Consider the following 25,887-nt stretch of genomic DNA (forward strand, 5'->3'; position numbering starts at 1 on the left):
CGGCTATGGTCGGAAATTGCGCCACGCCCATTCGCGAGCAGGCTCGCTCCCACAAAGGAACGCATTCCAGAGTGGGAGCGAGCCTGCTCGCGAAGGCGTCAGCTCAGACGATGAGAAAATTATTCATCGTCGTCGAAGTTGTAACTGCCCGGCGCAAGGTTTTCGAAACGGGTGTACTTGCCGATGAAGGCCAGGCGGATAAAGCCGATCGGGCCGTTCCGCTGCTTGCCAATGATGATTTCGGCGATGCCTTTGTGCTCGGTTTCCGGGTGATACACCTCGTCCCGGTACACGAACATGATGACGTCGGCGTCCTGCTCGATCGCTCCGGATTCGCGCAAGTCGGAGTTCACCGGGCGTTTGTTCGGGCGCTGCTCCAGGGAACGGTTGAGCTGCGACAGGGCAACCACCGGGCAGTTGAATTCCTTGGCCAGGGCTTTCAGGGATCGCGAAATCTCGGAAATTTCGTTAGTGCGGTTGTCACCGCTCGAACCCGGGATCTGCATCAGTTGCAGGTAGTCGATCATGATCAGGCCGACGTCACCGTGCTCACGCACCAGACGTCGAGTCCGGGCACGCATCTCCGACGGGCTGATGCCCGCTGTATCGTCGATGAACAGCTTGCGGTCATTGAGCAGGTTGACCGCCGACGTAAGGCGTGGCCAGTCGTCGTCTTCCAGTTGGCCAGAACGCACCTTGGTCTGGTCGATGCGGCCCAGCGAGGACAGCATACGCATGATCAGCGATTCGCCTGGCATCTCGAGGGAGTACACCAGCACTGCCTTCTCGCTGCGCAACACAGCGTTCTCCACCAGGTTCATTGCGAAGGTGGTTTTACCCATCGACGGACGGCCGGCGACAATGATCAAGTCGGACGGTTGCAGGCCGCTGGTCTTCTCGTCGAGGTCGGTATAACCGGTGGACAGGCCAGTGATGGCGTTGTCGGTGTTGAACAAGGTGTCGATGCGGTCGATGGCTTTGGTCAGCAAATCGTTGACGCCGACCGGGCCGCCGGTTTTAGGCCGGGCCTCGGCGATCTGGAAGATCTGACGTTCCGCTTCGTCAAGAATCTCGGCGGCAGTGCGGCCTTCGGGGTTGAAGGCGCTGTCGGCAATTTCGGTGCTGATGCCGATCAGTTGGCGCAGGGTTGCCCGCTCACGGACGATCTGCGCATAGGCCTTGATGTTGGCGACGGACGGCGTGTTTTTCGCCAGTTCACCGAGATAACCGAGGCCGCCGACCTGGGACGTCTGACCTTCCTTGTCCAATTGCTCGGCAAGGGTCACGACGTCGATCGGCGAGTTCTGATCGGCCAGTTTGGCGATCGCACGGAAAATCAGACGGTGGTCATGTCGATAGAAATCGCCGTCGGAGACTTGATCGAGCACGCGTTCCCAGGCGTTGTTGTCCAGCATCAGACCACCGAGTACAGCCTGTTCGGCCTCGATGGAATGCGGCGGCACCTTCAGGGCGGCGGTTTGCAGATCGTATTGCTCGGGAGCGGAGATATCGTTCATGGCCACTTGTGTTGTTTAGTAAAAGCAGGGATTGCAGAAAGACAAAGGGCACGACCTGTAAACAGGATCGTGCCCGATGTTAACCGTCTGACGGACAAGCCGCCAGCCGATCTGGTGTTGCTTAAGCTGCTACCACGACAACGCGTACGGTGGCTTCAACTTCGGCGTGCAGGTGCACAGCTACGTCGAATTCGCCTACGTTGCGGATGGTGCCGTTCGGCAGACGAACTTCGCTCTTCGCCACTTCAACGCCGGAGGCGGTCAGTGCGTCAGCGATGTCGTGAGTACCGATCGAACCGAACAGCTTGCCTTCGTCGCCAGCGGTGGCAGTGATGGTCACTTCCAGCTCGGCCAGTTGGGCAGCACGGCTTTCAGCCGATGCTTTACGGTCTGCAGCGGCTTTTTCCAGCTCAGCACGACGCTCTTCGAACGCAGCCAGGTTGGCAGCGGTCGCAGCGGTAGCTTTGCCGAAAGGCAGCAGGTAGTTACGGCCGTAACCGGCCTTAACGTTTACTTTGTCGCCCAGGTTGCCCAGGTTGGCGATTTTTTCCAGAAGGATCAGTTGCATGTGGAAATCCTCTTAACTTTTAACCTTCACCGTTCGCGCTGTCGGTGTCTTTCGACACGTGACGACCGCGAAAATCAATCAGGCTGTCGACAATGGCCAGAACCACGAGCAACGGATAGATCAGCTGCATGAACAGCAACAGCGTTACGTACAACCCCACCAGCCAGAAACCGGCCAGTCGCTTCTGCCCGACCAGCCCATGAATCAGGGCCAGTCCGGCGAACACCAGCGGTACACTGCACAACGGCGTCAACATGGCCATCTGTGCACCGAGATTCGGGCCCAGAAGCATCAACGCCAGCAGTAACATCGCCGGCCCCAGCGGGATCCGGATGGCGCGAAACTCGCGACCAAAACCACCCGGGTTGTACAACAACGCCTGCCAATGACGCCCGACAATCAGGCTCAGCACGCTGACGATCTGCAACAAAGCCGCAATCAGTCCGGTCAGGACGGGTGCAATCAGGGACGCGAAACGCGCTTGCTCATCGACCGACAATTGCTTGTAGGTCTCACCGAGAAGCGCGGGCATGACCTTTATAAGGGCCTGCGCGAGCATCTCGATCTGGGCCGCAAACGCCGCCCCGAGCACCACTGAAAACACCACGCCTATTGCTACGCTGACCAGCAGCGTGCGGACCCAGGATTCACTTGCGCGCAAAACCAACGCAAGCCCCGAAGACCCCAGCAGCACCAGAAGTGCCCGTGGGTCATCGGCATACAGCCACCAGATCAATGCCGGCAGCAGCCCCAGGGACAGAACGCCAAGGGCGTCCGTCAATCCGCGCCGCAGAAGCACAAGGCTCCCGGCGGCAGCACCCAACCAATACAGCAACGGCAATGTTGCACATCCGGCCACCACGAGAGTGGCCTGCATACGGCCTCGCATGATGAACTCAGCTAAGGCACGCATGCATTCAATCCTTTGCTACTTGTCGACTGCCCGGTCTCAGCGGCCGTGGCTGTCGGTGTAGGCCAGCAGGGCCAGGAAGCGGGCGCGCTTGATAGCGGTGGCCAGCTGACGCTGATAACGAGCTTTGGTACCAGTGATACGGCTTGGAACGATTTTGCCGGTCTCGGATACGTAGGCTTTCAGAGTGTTGAGATCTTTGTAATCGATCTCTTTCACGTCTTCAGCGGTGAAGCGGCAGAATTTACGACGACGGAAGAAACGTGCCATTTGATAGGCTCCTTAAAAGGTCCGTGGATTACTCGTCAGCGTTATCGCTGTTGTCGCTGTCATCACTATCAGCGCCTTCAGCGCCTTCGTGCTCAGGACGGTCGCGACGCTCACGGCGCTCACTGCGGTTTTCTTCAGCCTTGAGCATCTCGGATTGGCCGGTAACGGCTTCTTCGCGACGGATGACCAGGTTACGGATCACTGCATCGTTGTAGCGGAAGTTGTCTTCCAGCTCGGCCAGGGCCTTGCCAGTGCACTCAACGTTCAGCATCACGTAGTGAGCCTTGTGAACATTGTTGATTGCGTAGGCCAGTTGACGACGGCCCCAATCTTCCAGACGGTGGATTTTGCCGCCGTCTTCTTCGATCAGCTTGGTGTAACGCTCAACCATGCCGCCGACTTGCTCGCTTTGATCCGGGTGGACCAAAAAGATGATTTCGTAATGACGCATGAATGCTCCTTACGGGTTGTAGCCTGCCGCTCAAAAACGGTCAGACAAGGAGTGAATGACACTTATGGACTTGCCGGCGCGGGGCACATGCGTGCCTGCCGTCACAGCAAGGGGCGCAATTGTAGAGAAGGGACTGAAGAGGCGCAAGGCAATTGGTGATTATTTGAACAATCACCAATCTTCGCCTTCCCACAAAACACTGTGGGAGCGGGCTTGCTCGCGAATGCGGTCTGTCAGGCAACATTTACGTCGACTGACACTCCCCTTTCGCGAGCAGGCTCGCTCCCACATTTGCACCGTGTTCGACTCAGGACTTCTTCGCGGCAGCCTTGGCTTTCGCACCGCGCTGACGCTGTGCTTCGAACAGGCACACGCCCGTCGCCACGGACACGTTAAGACTGCTGACACTACCGGCCATCGGCAGGTTCACCAGATAGTCGCAGTGCTCGCGGGTCAGGCGACGCATGCCTTTACCTTCGGCACCCATGATCAGGATGGTCGGGCCAGTCAGGTCCTGGTCATAAATGCTGACCTCGGCCTCACCCGCCGTACCGACAACCCACAGACCGCGCTGCTGAAGCTTTTCCAGGGTGCGCGCAAGGTTGGTCACGGCCACCAGCGGAATCACTTCAGCCGCGCCGCAGGCGACTTTACGTACCACAGGTGTCAGGGTCGCCGACTTGTCCTTCGGCACGATCACCGCCAGCGCACCGGCAGCATCCGCCGAACGCAGGCAGGCGCCGAGGTTATGCGGATCGGTCACGCCGTCGAGCACCAGCAACAGCGGCGCGCCTTCGGTGCGATCAAGCAGCTCGTCGAGCATCGCTTCGCCCCAGACCTGGCTCGGACTCACGTCCGCGACCACGCCCTGGTGCACGCCCTCAACCCAGGCGTCCATTTCACGGCGCTCGGCCTGACCGACCTGGACACGATTCTCGTTGGCCAGCTCGATCAGGGTCTGCACGCGCGGATCGTTGCGGCTTTCAGCCAGCCAGATCTGCTTGACGCGCTTGGGGTGGTGACGCAGCAACGCTTCTACCGCGTGAACGCCGTAGATTTTTTCCAACTGACTCATGACTTCGCCTTCGGTTTACGCGCCCCGCCACTTTTGGCTGGAGTAGAACCCGCTTTCGGCGGGCCTTTACGGTGTTTGCTCGGTTTGGCTGGCTTGCCGCCGGTCGCATTTTCAGGCGCCGACCGTCCGGTCTTTCCCCCGGACGCCGCTTTACCACCGTTTTTAGCGTCGGAAAGCAGCGCTTTCTTCATTTCACGGCTTTTGCGCAGCTCGGCGTTTTTCGCCACGGCATCGCTCGGGCGATAGGCTTCTGCAGCCTTCTCTTTGGCCGGACGACGGCTGGCGGTTTTTGCCGGAGCCTTTTCTTCCGAAGCCTTGGCCGGTGGAGCGGCGGTTTCGGTACCGCGTTTTTTGCGACCGATCGGCGCGCTGATGGTTTTTTCCGCCATCTCGAAGTCAATCTTGCGCTCGTCGAGGTCAACGCGCATGACGCGCACTTCAACGGTATCGCCGAGACGGAAGCTACGACCGGTGCGTTCGCCCGCCAAGCGGTGATGCACGGGATCGAAGTGGTAGTAGTCGCCCGGCAACGCAGTAACGTGCACCAGACCTTCGACGTAGATATCAGTCAGCTCGACGAACAGGCCGAAACCGGTCACGGCGGTGATCACGCCGGGGAACGACTCGCCCACGCGATCTTTCATGAACTCGCACTTGAGCCAGTTCACTACGTCGCGGGTCGCCTCGTCGGCACGACGCTCGCTCATCGAGCACTGCTCGCCGAGCTGCTCCAGGGCCGCTTCGTCGTACGGATAGATGCGCGCCTTCGGAATGGTCATCGCACCGGCACGGCGAACGTGCGGGGTGTCCTGTTTCGAATGGATCACGCTGCGGATAGCGCGGTGCGTGAGCAAGTCCGGGTAACGACGGATCGGCGAAGTGAAGTGGGTATAGGCTTCGTAATTCAGACCGAAGTGGCCATCGTTTTCAGCGCTGTACACCGCCTGGCTCAACGAACGCAGCATCACGGTCTGAATCAGGTGGAAATCCGGACGATCCTTGATGCTTGCCAGCAGGGCCTGATAGTCCTTCGGCGACGGGCCGTCCTTGCCTTTGTGCAGGGACAGGCCGAGCTCGCCAAGGAAGGCACGCAGTTTTTCCAGGCGCTCCGGCGGCGGACCGGCGTGAACGCGGTACAGCGCAGGGATTTCGTGTTTTTTCAGGAATTCGGCAGTGGCCACGTTGGCCGCCAGCATGCATTCCTCGATCAGCTTGTGCGCATCGTTACGGATGGTCGGGCGGATTTCGGCAATCTTGCGCTCGGAGCCGAAGATGATCCGGGTTTCCTGCGTTTCAAAATCGATCGCGCCACGCACGTGACGAGCGGCCAGCAGCACTTTGTACAGCGAATAAAGCTGCTTGAGATGCGGCACGACGTCGGTGTATTCGCCACGCAGTTTGCGTGCTTCGGCGACCTTCGGCGTCTCCAGCATCGCACTGACCTTGTTATAGGTCAGACGGGCGTGGGAGTGGATAACCGCTTCATAGAAGCAGTAGTCGGTCATTTCGCCGGACTTGGAGATGGTCATCTCGCAAACCATGGCCAGACGATCGACGTGCGGGTTCAGCGAGCACAGGCCGTTGGACAGTTGCTCAGGCAGCATCGGCACGACGCGCTCAGGGAAGTACACCGAGTTGCCGCGCACTTGGGCTTCGTTGTCCAGCGCCGAACCAATCTTCACGTAGCTGGAAACGTCGGCAATCGCCACGTACAACTTCCAGCCGCCGGAGAACAGGCGCAGCTTGCCCGGCTTGGCTTCGCAATAAACCGCATCGTCGAAGTCGCGGGCATCTTCGCCGTCGATGGTGACGAACGGCAGATGGCGCAGATCGACGCGCTTTTCCTTGTCTTTCTCTTCGACTTCCGGCTTGAGCTTGGCAGCTTCTTTCAGCACGGCTTCAGGCCAGACGTGCGGAATGTCGTAAGTACGCAGCGCGACATCGATTTCCATGCCCGGCGCCATGTAGTTGCCGACCACTTCGACCACGTCGCCTTGCGGCTGGAAGCGCGGTGTCGGCCAGTGGGTGATTTTCACCTCGACGAACTGACCGATCTGGGCGTTGGCGTTGCGGCCCGGAGTGACCAGCACTTCTTGCTGAATCTTCGGGTTATCCGCAACGACGAAGCCGATACCGCCTTCTTCAAAGTAGCGACCGACGATGGTTTCGTGGGCACGGGACACCACTTCAACGATCACGCCTTCACGGCGACCACGACGGTCGAGACCGGAAACTCGGGCCAGCGCACGGTCACCGTCGAACACCAGACGCATTTGCGCCGGGCTCATGAACAGGTCATCGCTGCCGTCGTCCGGCACCAGGAAGCCGAAGCCGTCACGGTGACCGCTGATGCGGCCGAGGATCAGGTCGAGCTTATCCACCGGGGCATATGTACCACGACGGGTGTAGATCAGTTGAGCGTCGCGCTCCATGGCGCGCAGGCGGCGGCGCAGGGCTTCGATCTGGTCTTCAGTGGTCAGACCAAACTCTTCGACCAGTTGCTCACGGGCAGCAGGCGAACCCCGATCGGCGAGATGCGCTAGGATCAGTTCGCGGCTAGGAATAGGGTTTTCGTATTTTTCCGCTTCACGAGCGGCCTCGGGATCGAGGGACTGCCAATCGGCCATTAGAGAGTTTTCACCTTGTCTATATACGGTTAGTTTGGCATAGGCGCCATCAAACGGGAAATTTCAGACTATCAAGGCCCATCTAAAGCCTTGTATCGACGCTTTGCAGGGCTTTTGAGCACCGCGGGTAAAAAAAACTCAAAAAAAATCGCAGCAGGGGTTTACAGTTAAAAAGGTGCTCCGTATAGTGCGCGCCATCGACGACGCACAAGCGCTGCCGATACTGCCCAGATGGTGAAATTGGTAGACACGCCAGCTTCAGGTGCTGGTGACCTTACGGTCGTGGAAGTTCGAGTCTTCTTCTGGGCACCAATTTCGAGTTTGAGACTAGATCAGTTTCAAGACTCACACAAAACCCGCGAAAGCGGGTTTTTTGCATTCTAAGGAACGCATTTGTTAAAACCGATTTATTAAAATTAAATCAGGGGTTTACAGATCAAAAAGCGCTCCGTATAGTGCGCCACATCAACAGCGGCAACGCTTGCGATGATTGCCCAGATGGTGAAATTGGTAGACACGCCAGCTTCAGGTGCTGGTGACCTTACGGTCGTGGAAGTTCGAGTCTTCTTCTGGGCACCAATTCAAATGCAAGGTCACGACCTTGTATTTCACAGAAACCCGCGAAAGCGGGTTTTTGCGTTTCTGGCATCCGAAAAACATCGACCGCCGTACCAGACCCTGCCTCGCCCCGCAAGGCGCACTTGAGAAACAATATCGTTTATCATTGTTGCAAGTTTTTGCAATGCGACAGTGAGGAACCCTGCGAATGACGTTTCGAAATACCCTGCGCCGAAGCCTGACCTTCACCCTCCTCGGCCTGGCACTCGCCACCCCCCTCACCCAGGCTGCCGATGCGGTTTCCCTGACTCTCTACAACGGCCAACACAAGGAAGTCGGCGACGCGATCGCCAAAGCCTTCGAAGCCAAGACCGGTATTCACGTCAACGTTCGCAAAGGTAGCAGCAATCAGCTCGCCAGCCAGATCGTCGAAGAAGGCGACCGCTCCCCTGCCGACGTGATTTACACCGAAGAATCTCCGCCGCTGAATAAACTCGGCGAACAAGGCCTGCTGGCCAAGGCGGATGACGCCACCCTGGCGGTTCTGCCGAAAAAATACGTGGCAGGTAATGGCACCTGGATCGGCGTCACCGCGCGGGTTCGCGTGGTCGCTTACAACCCGAAACTGATCGATGAAAAAGACCTGCCGAAATCGGTGATGGAGTTCTCCGATCCGCAATGGCAAGGCAAGGTCGGCTTCGTGCCAACCAGCGGCGCGTTCCAGGAGCAGGCCGTGGCGATCATCAAGATGCACGGTCGCGACGCCGCCGAAGAATGGCTGACCGGCCTGCGCGCTTTCGGCAAAACCTACAGCAACAACATGGTTGCGCTCAAAGCCGTGGAAAACGGCGAAGTCGCGACCGTGCTGGTGAACAACTACTACTGGTTCGCCCTGCAGCGCGAAAAAGGCCAACTGGATTCGAAACTGCATTACTTCAGCGGCGGCGACGTCGGCGGCTTGATCACCGTGTCCAGCGCAGCCGTACTTAAATCCAGCAAACACCCTAAAGAAGCCCAGCAATTCCTCGCCTTTATGGCCAGCGAAGAAGGTCAGCGCGTAATCACCCAGACCACCGCCGAATACCCACTGCACAACGGCATGCAATCGGATCGTGGCCTCAAGCCGTTCAGCGAGCTGCAAGCGCCAAACGTCACCCCGGCCGATCTGGGCAATGCTGAAGAAGCGCTGGATCTGGAACGTGAAGTTGGCTTGAACTGATGGCCGCATCGTTAACCGCCCCCGCCGCGCGCGGGGGTTACGTGCCACGACGCAAGCGGCCGTCGATCTGGCTGGTGCTGCCGGTTTTAATGCTGGTGGTCATGAGCCTGTTGCCGCTGGCCTATGTCGGACTGAAGGCCTGGCAGGCCGGCTGGGCCGAGGCGCTGCACTTGCTGTGGCGCCCGTATGTGTTCGGGCTACTGCGTAACACCCTGGCATTGATGGTCGGCGTGACCATCACTTGCGGCGTGATCGGCCTGTCGCTGGCCTGGTTGCTGGAGCGCAGCAATTTGCCCGGCCGACGCCTGTGGGGCGTGATTTTGTGCCTGCCGTTCGCGGTGCCGGCGTTTGTCAGCAGCTTCACCTGGGTTTCATTGAGTGCGCAGTTCGAAGGCCTCGGCGGGGCGATTCTGGTGATGAGCCTGTCAAAATACCCGCTGATCTTTTTGCCGGTTGCGGCGACCCTGCGCAATCTCGACCCTTCCCTGGAAGAGTCTGCCCGTACGCTTGGGCAGAATCGTTGGGGCGTGTTCTTTCGCGTCACCCTGCCGCTGCTCTGGCCGTCACTGCTTGCCGGATCGCTATTGATTGCCCTGCACATGCTGGTCGAGTTCGGCGCACTGTCGATTATCGGCCTGCAAACCTTCACCACGGCGATCTATCAGCAGTTCGAACTGGAGTTTAGCAATGCCAATGCGGCGATGCTCTCTGCGGTGTTGCTGGCGCTATGTCTGGTGCTGTTGTGGCTGGAGCTGCGCGTGCGTGGCAAAGGCCGGCATGTGCGCACCGGGCAAGGTGCGGCGCGCCAGGCTGAACAGGTTCGTCTCGGGCCGTGGGCCACTGCAGGCCAACTGTATTGCCTGATGCTGGCGATTGTCGGCAGCGGTATTCCACTGGGCATGCTGGCGTACTGGCTGGCGGTAGGATCGTCAGCGGCGTTCCCGGTTGCAGCGATTACCGAAGCCTTGTTGTCGTCGCTGGCGTTGTCGCTGGGTGGCGCGGCGTTGTGCCTGATACTGGCGGTGCCGGTCGGACTGTTGGTGGTGCGTTACAAAGGCCAACTGGCGATCTGGGCCGAGCGCCTGCCTTACCTGCTGCATGCGCTGCCGGGGCTGGTGATTGCGCTGACGCTGGTGTATTTCGCCCTGCATTACGTACCGGTGCTGTATCAGACGTCCGGGCTGCTGCTGATCGCCTATGCGCTGCTGTTTCTGCCGCTGGCGCAGGCACCGATTCGCACAGCGCTGAACAAGGCTGCGCCGCAGCTGGAAGAGGCTGCACGCACGCTGGGCGCATCGTCGTTCACGGCGTTTTGCCGGGTGACGCTGCCGATCATCTTTCCGGCACTGGGCGCAGCGTTTGCGCTGGTGTTTCTGGATGCGATGAAGGAGCTGACAGCGACGCTGCTGCTGAGTCCGACAGGGCTAAATACCTTGGCGACCGAGGTGTGGGCGCACACGGCGAATGTCGAGTTCGCGGCAGCGGCGCCTTATGCGGCGTTGTTGATTTTGGTATCCGGGCTACCGGTTTATTTGCTGACGACGCGGATGTATCTGAGCCGCTGAAATAGCTTTCGCGAGCAGGCTCGCTCCCACAGGGAAATGCATTCCAATGTGGGAGCGAGCCTGCTCGCGAAGGGGCCTGCTAAAACAACATCAAGCCCGGAACTGCCCCAGACTCGCCTTCAACTGCGCCGCCAAACCATCCAGCACCTTGCCGCTAGCCGTGGTTTCCACCACTGCCTGCGCCGCTTTCTCGGCCTGGGCATGAATCGTTTCAACCCGCCCACGCACCGCCTGCGCACCTTGCGCCTGATGCGCCGCCGCCTGCGTCGCCAGACCAATCGCCGCATGCACCTGCTCGACCGAAGCCTGCACTGACTGCTGCAACCGCGCGCTGTCACGCAGCACCAGCAAACCTTCGCTGGCCTGACGTCCGGCCTGACCGATCGCCTCCACCGCCTCACGCGCACCCTGTTGCAAGGCAACGATATGCGCCTGAATGTCGCCGGTAGAGCTTTGCGTTTTGCTCGCCAGCGCCCGGACCTCATCAGCTACCACTGCGAACCCACGCCCGGTTTCACCGGCCCGCGCCGCCTCGATGGCCGCATTGAGTGCCAGCAGGTTGGTCTGCTCGGCGATCCCGTGAATCACCGTCAACACCACTTCAATCTGCTCGCTTTGCTGCGCCAGCCGCTCGATGACTTTCGCCCCGGTATCGACCTGCCCGGCCAGCGCCTCGATCAAGCTGCCGACCTTGGCCGAGGTACGGGTGTTTTCGTCCGTCGCCTGGCGGATATCCACAACCTGTTTCAACGCCGCTTGCATGGCATGACTTTCTGATTGTGCCTCGTCAGCCATTTGCGACAGCGCGCGCAGACTTTCCGCCACCTCATCCCGCTGCATCCCCGCCGCCGCATCGGCGCCGGCGTTGCGCAAAGTCATGGCGCCGATCTCCACGCCGGTACGCTGAGCCACATCACCTGCCTCGCGCACGATCGGCTGCAACTTATCCACAAAGCGATTGACTGCCGCAGCCATGTCGCCGATCTCGTCCTTGCTGTTGATCTGCACGCGCTTGGTCAGATCGCCCTCGCCCGCCGCCAGATCATCCATGGCAGCATTGAGCATCTTCAAACGATTGACCACGCGACGGCCGAGGACAACGGCGAGCAACAGCAGCACGCCGCAGCCGACCAGCGCCAGACCCATGCCGATCCGCCAGCGCAAGGTCGCGGCGGCGTCCTGCACAGTGCTGGCGGTGTTGGCTTTCATTTCGGTGGCGGTGGTTTGCGCCGATTGCAGGCGCGCGCGCATCGCCGTCGCACTGTCGGCTGCGGCGCCTTTGAGGCTGTCGCCGACCAGTTGATCACTGCTGGCGATCAGCGCCGAGAAGCGCTTGTCGAGGGCCGCCAGGTCAGTTTCTACCGAAGCAGTGGAAACGCCCATCAACACTTTGCCGATCTCCACGCCATTCGGGTTGATCGAGGCTTCGAGGTAGTAGACCGATGGATCGTTCTTCGCCGCATCCAGCACTTTATCCAGCGCACGCTCGCCCTGGCCCTTTTCCAGCAAGGCCTTGTTGATCGGATTTTCGCGATTGAGATAGCGCGTCAGGTGCTGGCCGGTGGCGTCGTCGTAGACCACAAACAACACATTGGGATTGCGCTGGGCGCGACGGGCAAATTCCGACAGGGTGGGCACATCGCTGTCCCACATGGCGCGGGGCGCAACGGAGGCGAGCAACTGGGCCATGTCGTTGGCCGAGTCCTTCAGACCCTTTTCCAGTGTCGCGCGCAGTTGCGCCTGCTCGTCCTTCAGTCGCGTGGACAAACCGGCCGTCAGACGCTGGCGGGTGCTGGCGGACAAGGCGTCGAGGCTCGACGTGACTTCACGCCCGGCCTGCTCCAGTTCGCCTGAGAGCTTCTGGCTGTCGGCACCCAGGCGCACCGCCAAATCGGCTTCCAGCGCGGTGACCGTGCTCCGTGTCAGAGCAACCGCCACCAGCACCTGCACCAAAAGGGCGATACCAAGGGTAACGAACACGGGCCGCAACAAACGGCTTTGTAACAGTGAGAGAACGGCTGACACGATGAATCCCTCTACTTCTGACGCCATTAATTTGATGGCATTCTTGTAGACAGATTCACAGCAAAGGTCATGCCGTCCAACAGGCATAAACGACAAAGGCCCCGATTAAGGGGCCTTTGTTTTTTACATCAACGACTTATCAAGCGAACGGATGACGCAGAACGATAGTTTCGTTGCGATCCGGGCCCGTCGAAATAATGTCGATCGGTGCGCCGATCAACTCTTCAACGCGCTTGATGTAGGCACGAGCATTAGCTGGCAGCTCTTCCAGGGTTTTGGCACCCACGGTCGACTCGGTCCAGCCCGGCACTTCTTCGTACACAGGCTGGAGGCCCACGTAGCTGTCAGCGTCAGTCGGAGCAACGGCGTTGCCTTGCGCATCTTTGTAGCCGACGCAGATGTTGATGGTTTCCAGACCGTCGAGGACGTCCAGCTTGGTCAGGCAGATGCCCGAAATGCTGTTCACATCGATAGCGCGACGCAGGATAACGGCGTCGAACCAGCCGCAACGACGGGCACGGCCGGTGGTAGCGCCGAATTCGTGACCTTGCTTGGCCAGGTGCGCACCCACTTCGTCAAACAGCTCAGTCGGGAATGGACCCGAACCTACGCGAGTGGTGTAAGCCTTGGTGATGCCCAGGATGTAGTCCAGGAACATCGGGCCAACGCCCGAACCGGTCGCCACGCCACCGGCAGTGGTGTTGGAGCTGGTCACGTACGGGTAGGTACCGTGGTCGATGTCGAGCAACGAACCCTGGGCGCCTTCGAACATGATGTCTTTGCCAGCGCGGCGCAGATCATGCAGCTCGGCCGTCACGTCCAGCATCAGCGGCTTGAGCAGCTCAGCGTATTCCTTGCACTCGGCCAGGGTTTTTTCGAACTCGATGGCAGGCTCTTTGTAGTAACCCACCAGCATGAAGTTGTGGTAATCCACCAGTTCACGCAGCTTGTCTTCAAAGCGCGGCATGTTGAGCAGGTCGCCCACACGCAGGCCACGACGTGCAACCTTGTCTTCGTACGCCGGGCCGATGCCGCGACCGGTAGTACCGATCTTCAGCTCGCCACGGGCCTTTTCACGGGCCTGGTCCAGCGCCACGTGGAAGGACAGGATCAGCGGGCAGGACGGGCTGATACGCAGACGCTCGCGCACCGGTACGCCTTTCTCTTCCAGCTTGGTGATCTCACGCAGCAGGGCGTCAGGTGCAACCACCACGCCATTGCCGATCAGGCACTGCACGCCTTCGCGCAGCACGCCCGACGGGATCAGGTGCAAGACGGTTTTTTCGCCGTCGATCACCAGGGTGTGACCAGCGTTGTGGCCACCTTGGTAGCGCACTACGGCGGCAGCATGTTCGGTCAGCAGATCAACGATCTTGCCTTTGCCCTCATCACCCCATTGGGTGCCCAGGACTACGACATTCTTACCCATAACACTTGTCCTCATTCGCGCAAACTTGGTGCCGGCGATGGCCGGCAGGAAAACTCAAGAAGCCAGTGGCGATACTTGCCAAAGCCCGTTCTGCTGAATCAATTGCCGGTCGCAGTCCGCATCACGGGCGGCGGCCAAAGGTTGCCCAGGCAATGCCTGAACGACACGCTGACCCTCACTGCGCAACTGGCAAACCTGCTGCCAGAGTGCCGCATCCGTACTGTCAGGCATCCAGATACCGCCAGACGGTAGCTCGATCTCAGCACGCCCCAGGGTCACCAGGGTTTTCAAATCGGTAGAGAAGCCAGTCGCCGGACGCGCGCGACCGAAGTCGGCGCCGATGTCGTCGTAACGGCCGCCCTGAGCGATGGACTGGCCAACGCCCGGTACGAACACCGCGAACACCACACCGGTGTGGTAGTGGTAACCGCGCAGCTCGCCCAGATCAAAGTACAGCGGCAACTGCGGGAAGCGCGCCGACAGACGCTCGGCGATCGCCAGCAAGTCTTCCAGTGCCGCCAGTACCGGCGCCGGCGCATTGGCCAGACGCTCGCGGGCAGCCGCCAGCACTTCGCGACCGCCACACAGATCGACGAGCGCACGCAGCATGCCGGACAGATCCGCCGGCAAGCCTTCGGTCAAGGTAATGACCTCATCGATGGCCTTGCGTTGCAATGCATCGAACAACTGCTGCTCGACTTCACCGGACAGACCGGCGGCACGCGCCAGACCACGGTAGATACCAACGTGACCGAGATCCATGTGCACATCCGGCACATCGGCCAGTTGCAGCATGGCCAGCATCAGGCTGATCACTTCGACGTCGCTGCTCGGGCTGGCATCGCCGTACAACTCGGCACCCAGCTGGATCGGGCTGCGCGAGGACGACAGTGCACGCGGCTGGGCGTGCAGCACGCTGCCGGCGTAACACAGACGGCTCGGACCTTCGCGACGCAGGGTATGCGCATCAATGCGCGCCACTTGCGGCGTGATGTCGGCACGGAAACCCATCTGCCGGCCCGACTGCGGGTCAATGACCTTGAAGGTACGCAGATCGAGGTCCGAGCCTGCACCGGTCAGCAGGGATTCCAGGTACTCGATATGGGGAGTCACGACAAACTCGTAACCCCAGCTCTGGAACAGATCCAACACCTGACGACGCGCGACTTCAATGCGCGCCGCTTCCGGTGGCAGTACTTCTTCGATGCCATCTGGCAGCAGCCAGCGGTCTACCGTTGCCATTACGCCATTCCCCTTTGATCCGGGCGGCCAGCACTAGGGCGAGCCTTGAGTGAAGCAGAAAATGACCGGTCCATTCAAAACGCACGCGCATGAACGACACAGCGAAAGGCCTGATACCGGCTTCGCCCATCACTTTCCTCGAAAAACTGTTCGAGCCATTGGCCCGATGTCCTGCAGCAAAAACAGCAATCAAACGTGCAGACGCAAAAAAGCCGGGAATTTCCCGGCTGCCGCATCATACACACGTTTTCCCAAAGGATCACCCCGCCCGAGGTTTTAGCCGCCGGGCGGAATGATTCAGGTCAACGTCGTATCAAGGCTTGGACTTTTCCAGATAACGGAAAAAGTCGCTGCTTGGGTCGAGGACCAGGACGTCGGATTTGTTCGCGAAGCTTTCACGGTAGGCGCGCAGGCTACGGTAGAAACCGTAGAACTCCTGATCCTGGCCGTAGGCCTTGGAGTAGATCGCAGCGGCCTGGGCATCACCATCACCACGAACCTCTTCGGATTCACGATAGGCTTCGGCCAGCAACACGCGGCGTTGACGATCGGCGTCGGCACGGATGCCTTCGGCCAGCTCGTTACCCTTGGCGCGGTGCTCGCGAGCTTCACGCTCACGCTCGGTGCTCATACGCTCGAACACACTGCGGTTCACTTCTTTGGGCAGATCGATGGCCTTGACCCGGACATCGACCACTTCGATACCCAGCTCTTTTTCCGCCATTTTGTTCAGCGACGCGGTGATGTCAGCCATCAACGCATCACGCTCACCCGACACGACTTCGTGCAGGGTGCGCTTACCGAACTGGTCACGCAGGCCGGATTCCAGTCGACGGGAAAGACGCTCGTCGGCGATTTGCTTGAGGCCGGAAGTCGCGGTGTAGAAGCGTTCGGCATCTTTCACGCGCCACTTGGCGTAGGCATCAACCATCACGGCTTTCTTTTCCAGGGTCAGGAAGCGCTGCGTCGGTGCATCCAGCGTCAGCAGGCGGGCGTCGAACTTGCGCACCTGGTTGACGTAAGGCACTTTCACATGCAGACCTGGCTGGACATCGGCTTGAACCACACGACCGAATTGCAGCAACACCGCACGCTCGGTCTGAGCCACGATGTAGAAGCAGTTCCAGCCAACCAGTACCACGACAACGCCAACGATCAGGGCGATCAGCGATTTATTGCTCATCAGCGGGTCTCCCTTGTGCGCGACTGCGGCACGTCAGTGACATGCGGCGTGACGTCCGTGTTACTGCTGGCGGCGGCCGAACCGGTAACCGGTGCGCTGCCCGAACTGTTCTGGATCATTTTGTCCAACGGCAAGTAAAGCAGATTGCTCTGACCATCCTTGTTGCCGGTCACGAGCACCTTGCTGGTGTTGCTGAAGACTTCCTGCATGGTGTCCAGATACAGACGCTGGCGGGTGACTTCAGGCGCCTTGCGATACTCGGCGACCAGTTTGGTAAAGCGGTCAGCTTCACCCTTGGCGCGCGAGACCGTTTCGTCGCGGTAACCGTTGGCATCCTCAAGGATGCGCTGCGCCTGACCACGGGCTTCCGGTACTACACCGTTGGCGTAGGTTTCCGCCTGGTTGCGCGAACGCTGCTCGTCTTCACGGGCGCGGATCACGTCGTCAAAGGCTTCCTGCACTTCACGCGGTGCAGCGGCGCTCTGTACGTTGACCTGAGTAACGGTGATACCGGTGCGATAGGTATCGAGGAAACGCTGCAGGCGCTCTTTGATTTCGCTGGCCATCAGTTCACGACCTTCGGTCAGCACCTGATCCATCGCGGTCGAACCTACGACGTGACGCAGCGCACTTTCAGTCGCATGTTGCAGGCTGATTTCCGGCTGATCGACGTTCAGCACGAAATCTTGCAGGTTGCTGATCTTGTACTGCACGGTCAGCGGCACTTCGACGATGTTCTCGTCCTCGGTCAGCATCTGGCCCTGCTTGGTGTAGGCACGCTCACGCGTGACGTTTTCCATGTACTTTTTATCGATCGGCGGGAAGTAGATGTTCAGGCCCGGGCCGACAGTCTCATAGTACTTGCCGAAGCGCAGCACCACGGCCTGCTCCTGCTCGTCGACCACGTAGACCGCGCTGTACAGCCAGACAGCCGCCAGCACAACGAGGCCGATGCCGAGCAGGCCGCCGAAGCCGCCACCACTCCTGCCCGAACCACCGCCGTCATCACCACCGCGTTTCTTACCACCACCGAACAACCCGTTCAGGCTTTCCTGCAGCTTTCGGAAGGCCTCGTCGAGATCCGGTGGCCCCTTGCGGTCGCCATTATTGCGGCGCTTGCCACCCCAAGGATCCTGATTGTTCGAGTTGCCACCCGGCTCATTCCAAGCCATAGCGCTCTCCATCTGATAAAGCAAAGACGCACCCACGGCGCGCCGACCAATGCTACAGAATGCCTGCCGTTGCGGCACAACCGCTTTGTCAGGCTTTTATTGCAAAGTGTGTTGCTCGATGAATTCCATCGGCTGCAATCCTTCGCGGCTTACCAGTCGATTCAACTCGACCCGGGGCAAACGAACGGCCAGCAAACTGATGCCTTCTTCGTCGTGTTCTTCTTTCTGCACCGCACCGAGTTCGAAAAACTGCGCACGCAGTCGAGCGAATCGTTGCGGCAAGCGCAAGGTACCCACAAACAAATCACTGCCCAGCAACTCGGCGATGGCTTGCTCAAGCAACTCCAGACCGCTGCCATCACGTGCCGATAACCAGACCCGTTGCGGCTTGCCATCGGCATCGCGCTGGATCTGTGGCTCGACGCCTTCGAGCAAATCGAGTTTGTTGTATACCTCAAGGATCGGCAAGTCCTGGGCCCCAATCTCGCCCAGCACCACCATCACCTGCTCGATCTGCAACATGCGATCCGGTTCAGCCGCATCGATCACGTGCAACAGCAGATCGGAGTTGCTCGACTCTTCGAGCGTAGACCGAAATGCTTCTACCAGCTTGTGGGGCAAGTGGCGGATGAAACCCACGGTGTCGGCCAGGACAATCGGCCCGAGGTCGTCCAGCTCCAGACGGCGCAGGGTCGGGTCCAGCGTGGCGAACAACTGATCCGCCGCGTACACGTCGGATTTCGTCACGTTATTGAAGAGTGTGGATTTACCGGCGTTGGTATACCCCACCAAAGACACGGTAGGAATATCGGCACGGGAGCGGCCGCGCCGCGATTGCTCGCGCTGGCTGCGTACTTTTTCCAGTCGGCCCTTGATCTGGCGCAGGCGAACCCGCAGCAAACGACGGTCGGTTTCCAGCTGGGTTTCACCCGGACCGCGCATGCCGATGCCGCCACCCTGACGCTCAAGGTGAGTCCAGCCGCGAACCAGCCGGGTGCTCATGTGGTCAAGCTGAGCCAGTTCTACCTGGAGCTTGCCTTCATGGGTACGGGCGCGCTGGGCGAAAATATCGAGGATCAGACCGGTACGGTCGATCACGCGACACTCGAAAACGCGTTCGAGGTTACGTTCCTGACTGGGCGTGAGGATGTGATTGAAAATCACCAGATCGGCCTTTTCGGCATGAACCAGGTCGCGCAGCTCCTCGACCTTGCCACTGCCAATCAGGAATTTGGCGGTTGGCCGATGACGCGGTACGTTAAAAAACGCAACGGTCTCGGCGCCCGCCGAATTAGCCAGTTCCTGAAACTCCTGCGGATCTTCGCGCGCCTCAGGGTCCTGTCCATCCAAGTGAACGAGGATGACTCGCTCACCACCACCGTGGCGCTCAAAGAACAAAGGAGACTCCTATCAGGCGTTACCTGGCTCAGCGTCACCAGCTTCGGATTCGGTTGCGCTAGGCAGACGAATTGGACGAACCGGCACCACTGTCGAGATAGCGTGTTTGTAAACCATCTGGCTCACGGTGTTTTTCAGCAGGATCACGAACTGGTCGAACGACTCGATCGTGCCTTGCAGTTTGATACCGTTGACCAGGTAGATGGAAACCCCAACTTTCTCTTTACGTAAAGTATTCAAGTAAGGGTCTTGTAGCGAATGCCCTTTTGACATGTGCCGCACTCCTTTAAGGATTCAATAATAAAAAATAGGTAATTCAGGTGGCTTTAGCCGCCACACCCCCAAGGATAGACGGCAATTGCAAGGACTCAGCTCAATATGGAGATGGTCCCAAGGTATTTCAAGGCGCGTGGCAGATTGTCGCAATCAAGACTGTCCAGCCAGTGTAAATCTTCCCAGCTGCGCAGCCAGGTGAACTGGCGCTTGGCCAATTGGCGCGTGGCGATGACACCGCGCTCCTGCATTTCGGCCAACGTCAGCTTGCCATCCAGGTAATCCCAGACTTGGCGGTAACCTACTGCACGTATAGACGGCAACCCTGAATGCAGGTCACTTCTTTTACGCAGGGCTACGACCTCGTCGATGAATCCCTGTTCCAACATATTTGTGAATCTTTGTTTAATGCGCTCGTGCAGTACCTGACGATTCGCCGGGGCAATGGCCAAGTTCGCGACAGTATAGGGCAATTGTTGCAGTCCCGAAGCGGCTGCTTCAGTACTTTGCGCAGATTGTTGCTGGCGCAGGGCAGTCATGCTCTGACCGCTGACGCGATAAACTTCCAGCGCACGACTCAGACGTTGCGGATCGTTCGGATGAATCCGCGCTGCCGACACCGGGTCGACGAGCGCCAGTTGATCGTGAAGGGCTTGCCAGCCAAGGCGTGCAGCCTCTTCTTCAATCTGCGCGCGCACCTCGGGATCGGCTGCCGGCATATCCGCCAGACCTTCAACCAAAGCCTTGTAATAGAGCATCGTCCCGCCGACCAGCAGCGGAATTTTTCCGCGCGCGGTGATTTCAGCCATGGCTTGCAGGGCATCGCGACGGAAATCCGCAGCCGAATAGGCATCAGCCGGGTCAAGAATGTCGATCAAACGGTGCGGATATTCAGCCAGCAGCTCTTTGGAAGGCTTGGCAGTGCCGATGTCCATGCCGCGATAGACCAGCGCCGAATCGACACTGATCAGCTCACACGGCAGCACCTTGGTCAGCTCGATGGCCAGATCGGTCTTGCCCGCAGCGGTCGGGCCCATCAGAAAAATCGCTGGAGGGAGCTGGCTCATCAACGACCGCGCAGGAACAGTTTGTCCAGATCGTCCAGGCCCAGTTGGGTCCAGGTCGGTCGGCCATGGTTGCATTGACCGCTGCGCTCGGTGTTTTCCATGTCACGCAGCAGGCCGTTCATTTCCGGCAGGGCCAGGCGCCGATTGGCGCGGATCGCGCCGTGGCAGGCCATGGTGCCGAGCAGTTCGTTCAGGTGTGCCTGAATCCGGTCGCTGGTGCCGTATTCCATCAAGTCCGACAACACGTCGCCGACCAGCCGGTTGGCCTCAGCCTGTTTCAATAGTGCCGGAATTTGTCGGATCGCCAGCGTTTCAGGGCCAAGACGTTGAAGTTCGAAGCCCAGACGCTGGAACCACGCCGCATGTTCTTCCGCGCAATCGGCTTCACGCTGACTGACCGCCAGCGATTCCGGCACCAACAGCGGCTGACCGCTCAGACCTTCGCTAGCCATGGCGATCTTCAGGCGCTCATACATGATCCGCTCGTGGGCAGCATGCATGTCGACCAGCACCAGCCCTTGGGCATTCTCGGACAGAATGTAGATACCCTTAAGCTGCGCGAGCGCGTAGCCGAGCGGCGGAATGTCTTCCTGACCCGCCGGCAGCGCGTTGGCATTGGCCTCCGGCAGCGGCGCAAAAAACTCACGATACGCAGCCTGTGCCTCAGCCGCCGCCGGCATCGCCGATTGCGGACGCGGCGTGTATTGATACTGATAAGCACCGCCCGCGCTGGCACCCGACGACGTATTGAACGCCGGCTGTGCCTGTGGTTGCTCAAGCAACGCATTGGCCGCCAGACGCATTTCACCCTGCGGGCCGAACTCACCGGCATCAAGGCCGGTCGGGCGGACGATGGCGGTAGTGACCGAACCGGCAAGTTGGTCTTCCGGCCGCACATCACCTAAAGCGCGGTGCAGCGTGCCGTAAAGGAAGTCATGCACCATGCGCCCGTCACGGAAGCGTACTTCGTGTTTGGTCGGGTGAACGTTGACGTCTACGGCTGCCGGATCAACCTCGAAAAACAGCGCAAAGGTCGGGTGGCGGCCATTGAACAGCACGTCGCGATAGGCCTGGCGCACCGCATGAGCCACCAGTTTGTCGCGCACCGCACGGCCGTTCACAAAGAAATACTGCAAGTCCGCCTGGCTGCGGTTGAAGGTCGGCAAGCCGACCCAGCCCCACAGGTGCAAGCCGTTTCGCTCGATCTCGATCGGCAGCGCCTGCTCAAGGAATCCCGATCCACAGATGGCCGCCACACGCCGGGCACGAGCCGCGTCATCGTGGGCCTCGTGCAGGCTCAGGATGGTCTTGCCGTTGTGACGCAGATGGAAGGCGACATCGAAACGCGCCAATGCCAGACGCTTGATCACTTCTTGCAGGTGGTCGAATTCGGTTTTTTCGGTCTTGAGGAATTTGCGCCGCGCCGGGGTGTTGAAGAACAGGTCGCGGACTTCCACCGAGGTGCCAACCGGATGCGCTGCCGGTTGAACCCGAGGCGCCATGTCACGGCCTTCGGTTTCAACTTGCCAGGCTTGATCGGCATCGCGCGTGCGCGAGGTCAGGGTCAAGCGCGCCACGGAACTGATCGACGCCAGTGCTTCACCACGGAAACCGAGGCTCATCACTTGCTCAAGGTCTTCGAGGTTGCGAATCTTGCTGGTGGCGTGACGGGCCAGCGCCAGCGGCAGGTCATCGGCGGAAATCCCGCTGCCGTCGTCACGCACGCGCAGCAGCTTGACCCCGCCCTGTTCGACATCGACATCAATGCGCTTGGCGCCAGAGTCGAGGCTGTTTTCCAGCAACTCCTTGATCACCGAGGCCGGGCGTTCAACCACCTCACCGGCGGCAATCTGGTTCGCCAGCCGTGGGCTGAGCAGTTCGATGCGGGCAGCGGCGTTCAGCACTTCGTTCATTCTTTGGACGCCAGTTCGGTGCCTGGAATGGTCAGGTGCTGGCCGACTTTCAGCTCATCACTTTTCAGGTTATTCGCGCTGCGCAACGTCGCCGGGGACACTTGATAGCGCACGCCGATCATCGCCAGCGTCTCACCCGGGCCGACGCGGTGATCGCGCGGGCCTTGGGCGATTTTGCCGGAATCACGCAGCCAGGCAATGTAGGTGCCCGGTGGCGGGTTCTGCTGGAAGAACTGGCGCACGCCACTGCTGATCGACCGCGCCAGCGCTTGCTGGTGGCTCGACGCCGAGAGTTTGTTCGCTTCGTTGGCGTTGGAGATGAAGCCGGTTTCGACCAGGATCGACGGGATGTCCGGCGACTTCAGCACCATGAAGCCGGCCTGTTCCACGCGCTGTTTGTGCAACGGCGTGACCCGGCCGATGTTGGTCAGGACTTTCTGGCCGACGTTGAGGCTGGAGGTCAGCGAGGCGGTCATCGACAGGTCGAGCAGTACGCCGGCGAGCATACGGTCCTTGTCATCGAGGCTGACGTTGCCGGCACCACCGATCAGGTCGGAACGGTTTTCGCTGTCGGCCAGCCAACGGGCGGTCTCCGACGTAGCGCCGCGATCAGACAGGGCGAACACCGAAGCCCCGAATGCCGCCGCAGACGGCGCGGCGTCGGCGTGGATCGAGACGAACAGGTCGGCGCCCTTCTTGCGGGCGATTTCGGTACGGCCGCGTAGCGGGATGAAGTAGTCGCCGGTGCGGGTCAACTCGGCGCGGAAGCCTTTCATGCCGTTGACCTGACGTTGCAGCTCACGAGCGATCTGCAATACCACGTCTTTCTCACGCTGGCCGCGCGAGCCGGACGCGCCCGGGTCCTCACCACCGTGGCCGGCGTCGATCACGACAATGATGTCGCGCTTGCCGGCCGGCGCTGGCGGCAGCTTGATCGCAGGTTCGGAAGGTGTGACCGGCACCGCGGGCATGGTCGCAACTTTCGGTGTCGGTGCAGGTGGCGGTGCGGCATCGGCCGGGTTATCGAACAGGTCAACCACCAGACGATTGCCGTACTGCGCGTTCGGCGCCAGCGAGAAGCTTTTCGGGGTGACGGCTTTTTTCAGGTCGATGACCACACGCAAGTCGGTCGGCGTGCGCTGAGCCGAACGCATCGCCGTGATCGGCGTGTTCGCAGTCTGCACATTCAACGGCGCGCCCAAGGTGGCGCCATTGATGTCGATCACCAGCCGATCCGGCGCGGTCAGGGTGAAGACGCTGTGCTGCACCGGGCCGCTCAGGTCGAAGACCAGTCGCGTGTTGTCCGGTGCGCGCCACAGGCGCACGCTGTTGACCTTCGAATCGGCCACAGCGTTGACGGTTACTGCCATCAACATCAGTCCAGCGGCAGCCACCAACGCGCGAAAGCGCATACCTAACCCCATCATTTAATTGGATTCCAATGCCAAAGCGGCACACCAGGCCTCGCCACGCGAGCCCTGGGATAAAATTTTCAGCGAACGCCCGCTGTCTTGCGGGCTAATGGTAATGGTAATGGTCAGGTCAGGCTTTGGCAAAAAGCCTGCACCTTTATCGGGCCATTCGATCAGGCACAGGGCGTCGTCTTCGAAATAGTCGCGGATGCCGAGAAACTCCAGTTCTTCCGGATCGACCAGTCGGTACAGGTCAAAGTGGAAGGCGCGAACATCACCGATCTCGTAGGGCTCGACCAAGGTGAAGGTCGGACTTTTCACCGCGCCGACGTGGCCCAGACCACGAATGATCCCCCGGGAAAGCGTGGTTTTGCCCATGCCCAGGTTGCCTTCGAGAAAAATCAGGCCGTGGCCTTGGGTAATGCGGGCGATCCGTGCGCCAAAGTCGCTCATCGCCTGCTCATCGGCCAGGTACAGGGTTACTTCAGACACGGTGCATGCTCCTCCAACAACTGACGAATGGCTGGAATCAAATCACTGGCCGCCAGCCCACGGCCAAATTTGCCTTGTTGCGCCCCGGCATTGGCGTGCAGCCAGACCGCCAGGCACGCTGCATCGAATGCGTCCATACCTTGCGCCAACAGCGCGCCGGTCAAGCCAGCAAGCACATCGCCGAGCCCAGCGGTGGCCATGGCCGGATGGCCCTGATGACACAGCGCCAGACGTCCGTCGGGATGCGCGATCAGGCTGCCGGACCCTTTGAGCACCACCACCGCTGTATATTTTTCGCTCAAAGCCAAAGCGGCCGCTGGACGATCGGCTTGAACTTCAGCGGTGCTGATACCCAGCAAACGCGCGGCTTCGCCCGGATGCGGGGTGATTACGCAATCCTTGGGCAAGCTGACAAAACCGCTGGCCAGCAGATTCAAGGCATCGGCGTCCCACACCTGCGGCAACGGCGCATTGGCCGCAGCCGACAACAGCGCCCGCCCCCAACTCGCCTGCCCCAGCCCCGGCCCGACGATCAGCACCGAGACTTTTTCCAGCAGCCCCATCAGTTGGTTGGCCGAGGAAGTGCCCAGCGCCATGACTTCCGGCACTCGGGTCAGCGCCGCCGGCACGTGCTCCGGGCGCGTCGCCAGCGAAACCATTCCCGCGCCGCAGCGTAGCGCGCTTTCGCTGCCGAGCAGAATCGCCCCGCCAAAACCGTGATCGCCGCCGATCAGCAATACATGCCCCAAGCATCCCTTGTGGGACGCCGGGGCACGCGGGGCAGGCCGCGGCAGATTGGCCGCATTGAGGCGCCGAGCGCGGACGGAAATGTCGTGACCGGTTTCGGCAGTGGCTTGCAACTCGTTGAATACCAGGTCGCCGACGTGATCCGCCGCGTCGCCAGTGAACAGGCCGACTTTCAGTGCAATAAAGGTCACGGTCAGATCGGCATGAACCGCAACTCCCAACACGCGCCCGGTGTCGGCGCACAGTCCGGAAGGGATATCCACCGCCGCCACCGGCAAGCCGCTGGCGTTGATCGCATCGATGGCAGCGGCATAGGGCTCGCGCACATCGCCGCTCAGGCCGGTGCCGAGCAAGGCGTCGAGGATCACACCGCGCAGCTCACTGGCGGCATTCCAGGTCTGGACGACAACTTTTTCCGCCAGTGCCTCGGCATGGGCCAGCGTCGCATCCCCCTGCAAACGCTGCGGATCGCCGACGGCCAAGACGCGCACAGTCCAACCCGCACGCTGCGCCAACGCCGCAACCAGATAACCATCGCCCGCATTGTTGCCATGCCCGGCGAACACCGTCATTTCATTCGCCGCAGGCCATTGCCGCACCAACGCTCGCCACGTCGCGTGTGCGGCGCGCTGCATCAATTCGAAGCCCGGCGTACCGGCGGCAATCAGCCGCGCGTCGAGCTCACGCACCTGCGCGGCGCCGTACAGCGCGTCGGGTAATTCATCTTTCGTGTGCGGCATGCGTCTTCGGGCTCCGATGTCTGGCAGAATTATA

Annotated in this window: 21 protein-coding genes and 2 tRNA genes; 4 read left to right on the forward strand and 19 right to left on the reverse strand. The window is 60.2% G+C overall.

The features are described 5' to 3' along the window. Window positions 1-119: 119 nt before the first annotated feature. From dnaB to rnr, 7 genes are all read right to left on the reverse strand, one after another. Window positions 120-1,517: a replicative DNA helicase gene (dnaB, locus tag CKW18_RS02605; RefSeq protein WP_016983781.1), complete on the reverse strand. Its 1,398-nt coding sequence runs from the start codon at window positions 1,515-1,517 to the stop codon at window positions 120-122. A 121-nt stretch (window positions 1,518-1,638) separates the two neighbouring features. Continuing rightward, window positions 1,639-2,085, reverse strand: coding sequence for a 50S ribosomal protein L9 (gene rplI, locus CKW18_RS02610; RefSeq protein ID WP_003186385.1), 447 nt, complete (start codon window positions 2,083-2,085; stop codon window positions 1,639-1,641). A 19-nt stretch (window positions 2,086-2,104) separates the two neighbouring features. After that, window positions 2,105-2,998 carry a hypothetical protein gene (locus CKW18_RS02615; RefSeq protein WP_095187324.1) on the reverse strand — a complete coding sequence of 298 codons (894 nt, stop codon included), beginning with the start codon at window positions 2,996-2,998 and terminating at the stop codon, window positions 2,105-2,107. Between the two features lie 36 nt (window positions 2,999-3,034). After that, window positions 3,035-3,265 carry a 30S ribosomal protein S18 gene (gene rpsR, locus CKW18_RS02620; RefSeq protein WP_002551829.1) on the reverse strand — a complete coding sequence of 77 codons (231 nt, stop codon included), beginning with the start codon at window positions 3,263-3,265 and terminating at the stop codon, window positions 3,035-3,037. Between the two features lie 28 nt (window positions 3,266-3,293). Then, window positions 3,294-3,716, reverse strand: coding sequence for a 30S ribosomal protein S6 (gene rpsF, locus CKW18_RS02625; protein ID WP_095187325.1), 423 nt, complete (start codon window positions 3,714-3,716; stop codon window positions 3,294-3,296). 307 nt (window positions 3,717-4,023) lie between these two features. Further along, on the reverse strand, window positions 4,024-4,791 hold the full coding sequence (gene rlmB, locus CKW18_RS02630) for a 23S rRNA (guanosine(2251)-2'-O)-methyltransferase RlmB (protein WP_095187326.1): 768 nt from the start codon (window positions 4,789-4,791) through the stop codon (window positions 4,024-4,026). Then, window positions 4,788-7,418, reverse strand: coding sequence for a ribonuclease R (gene rnr, locus CKW18_RS02635; RefSeq protein ID WP_095187327.1), 2,631 nt, complete (start codon window positions 7,416-7,418; stop codon window positions 4,788-4,790). The genes rlmB and rnr overlap by 4 nt, the downstream gene beginning before the upstream one ends. A 225-nt stretch (window positions 7,419-7,643) precedes the next feature. On the opposite strand from rnr, the gene CKW18_RS02640 reads away from it, so the two are divergent. From CKW18_RS02640 to CKW18_RS02655, 4 genes are all read left to right on the forward strand, one after another. Continuing rightward, window positions 7,644-7,730: transfer RNA gene (locus CKW18_RS02640), tRNA-Leu, on the forward strand. A 180-nt stretch (window positions 7,731-7,910) separates the two neighbouring features. Next, a tRNA-Leu gene (locus CKW18_RS02645) sits at window positions 7,911-7,997 on the forward strand. 187 nt (window positions 7,998-8,184) lie between these two features. Next, the gene (locus CKW18_RS02650; RefSeq protein ID WP_095187328.1) at window positions 8,185-9,195 is read left to right on the forward strand and encodes an iron ABC transporter substrate-binding protein; all 1,011 of its coding nucleotides are present in this window, start codon (window positions 8,185-8,187) and stop codon (window positions 9,193-9,195) included. Further along, entirely contained in the window at window positions 9,195-10,760 is a 1,566-nt protein-coding gene (locus CKW18_RS02655) for an iron ABC transporter permease (protein ID WP_095187329.1), read from the forward strand. Before CKW18_RS02650 ends, CKW18_RS02655 begins: the two co-directional genes overlap by 1 nt. 90 nt (window positions 10,761-10,850) lie before the next feature. On the opposite strand, the gene CKW18_RS02660 is transcribed toward CKW18_RS02655, so the two are convergent. The 12 genes from CKW18_RS02660 to CKW18_RS02715 form a co-directional block, all read right to left on the reverse strand. Next, window positions 10,851-12,785 carry a methyl-accepting chemotaxis protein gene (locus tag CKW18_RS02660; RefSeq protein WP_095187477.1) on the reverse strand — a complete coding sequence of 645 codons (1,935 nt, stop codon included), beginning with the start codon at window positions 12,783-12,785 and terminating at the stop codon, window positions 10,851-10,853. Between the two features lie 139 nt (window positions 12,786-12,924). After that, on the reverse strand, window positions 12,925-14,214 hold the full coding sequence (locus CKW18_RS02665; RefSeq protein ID WP_027921980.1) for an adenylosuccinate synthase: 1,290 nt from the start codon (window positions 14,212-14,214) through the stop codon (window positions 12,925-12,927). A gap of 54 nt (window positions 14,215-14,268) precedes the next feature. Further along, a complete protein-coding gene (locus CKW18_RS02670; RefSeq protein ID WP_095187330.1) occupies window positions 14,269-15,456 on the reverse strand; it encodes an ATP phosphoribosyltransferase regulatory subunit in 1,188 nt (395 codons plus the stop codon). A 313-nt stretch (window positions 15,457-15,769) separates the two neighbouring features. Next, window positions 15,770-16,639 carry a protease modulator HflC gene (gene hflC, locus CKW18_RS02675; RefSeq protein WP_042557389.1) on the reverse strand — a complete coding sequence of 290 codons (870 nt, stop codon included), beginning with the start codon at window positions 16,637-16,639 and terminating at the stop codon, window positions 15,770-15,772. Further along, window positions 16,639-17,811, reverse strand: a complete 1,173-nt coding sequence (gene hflK / locus CKW18_RS02680; protein WP_095187331.1) for an FtsH protease activity modulator HflK — start codon at window positions 17,809-17,811, stop codon at window positions 16,639-16,641. Before hflK ends, hflC begins: the two co-directional genes overlap by 1 nt. Window positions 17,812-17,907: 96 nt before the next feature. Then, entirely contained in the window at window positions 17,908-19,209 is a 1,302-nt protein-coding gene (hflX, locus tag CKW18_RS02685; RefSeq protein ID WP_095187332.1) for a ribosome rescue GTPase HflX, read from the reverse strand. A 12-nt stretch (window positions 19,210-19,221) separates the two neighbouring features. Next, the gene (gene hfq, locus CKW18_RS02690; RefSeq protein ID WP_007902656.1) at window positions 19,222-19,482 is read right to left on the reverse strand and encodes an RNA chaperone Hfq; all 261 of its coding nucleotides are present in this window, start codon (window positions 19,480-19,482) and stop codon (window positions 19,222-19,224) included. Between the two features lie 95 nt (window positions 19,483-19,577). Then, window positions 19,578-20,549 carry a tRNA (adenosine(37)-N6)-dimethylallyltransferase MiaA gene (miaA, locus tag CKW18_RS02695; RefSeq protein WP_095187333.1) on the reverse strand — a complete coding sequence of 324 codons (972 nt, stop codon included), beginning with the start codon at window positions 20,547-20,549 and terminating at the stop codon, window positions 19,578-19,580. Continuing rightward, window positions 20,549-22,450, reverse strand: coding sequence for a DNA mismatch repair endonuclease MutL (mutL, locus tag CKW18_RS02700; protein ID WP_170947211.1), 1,902 nt, complete (start codon window positions 22,448-22,450; stop codon window positions 20,549-20,551). The genes miaA and mutL overlap by 1 nt, the downstream gene beginning before the upstream one ends. 8 nt (window positions 22,451-22,458) lie before the next feature. Next, window positions 22,459-23,838 carry an N-acetylmuramoyl-L-alanine amidase gene (locus tag CKW18_RS02705; protein ID WP_371857604.1) on the reverse strand — a complete coding sequence of 460 codons (1,380 nt, stop codon included), beginning with the start codon at window positions 23,836-23,838 and terminating at the stop codon, window positions 22,459-22,461. A gap of 51 nt (window positions 23,839-23,889) precedes the next feature. After that, a complete protein-coding gene (tsaE, locus tag CKW18_RS02710; protein WP_095187336.1) occupies window positions 23,890-24,366 on the reverse strand; it encodes a tRNA (adenosine(37)-N6)-threonylcarbamoyltransferase complex ATPase subunit type 1 TsaE in 477 nt (158 codons plus the stop codon). Continuing rightward, entirely contained in the window at window positions 24,354-25,853 is a 1,500-nt protein-coding gene (locus CKW18_RS02715) for an NAD(P)H-hydrate dehydratase (RefSeq protein WP_095187337.1), read from the reverse strand. Before CKW18_RS02715 ends, tsaE begins: the two co-directional genes overlap by 13 nt. Window positions 25,854-25,887 lie beyond the last annotated feature (34 nt).

The sequence above is a fragment of the Pseudomonas sp. Irchel 3E19 genome, from assembly GCF_900187585.1.
Taxonomy (GTDB): domain Bacteria; phylum Pseudomonadota; class Gammaproteobacteria; order Pseudomonadales; family Pseudomonadaceae; genus Aquipseudomonas; species Aquipseudomonas baetica.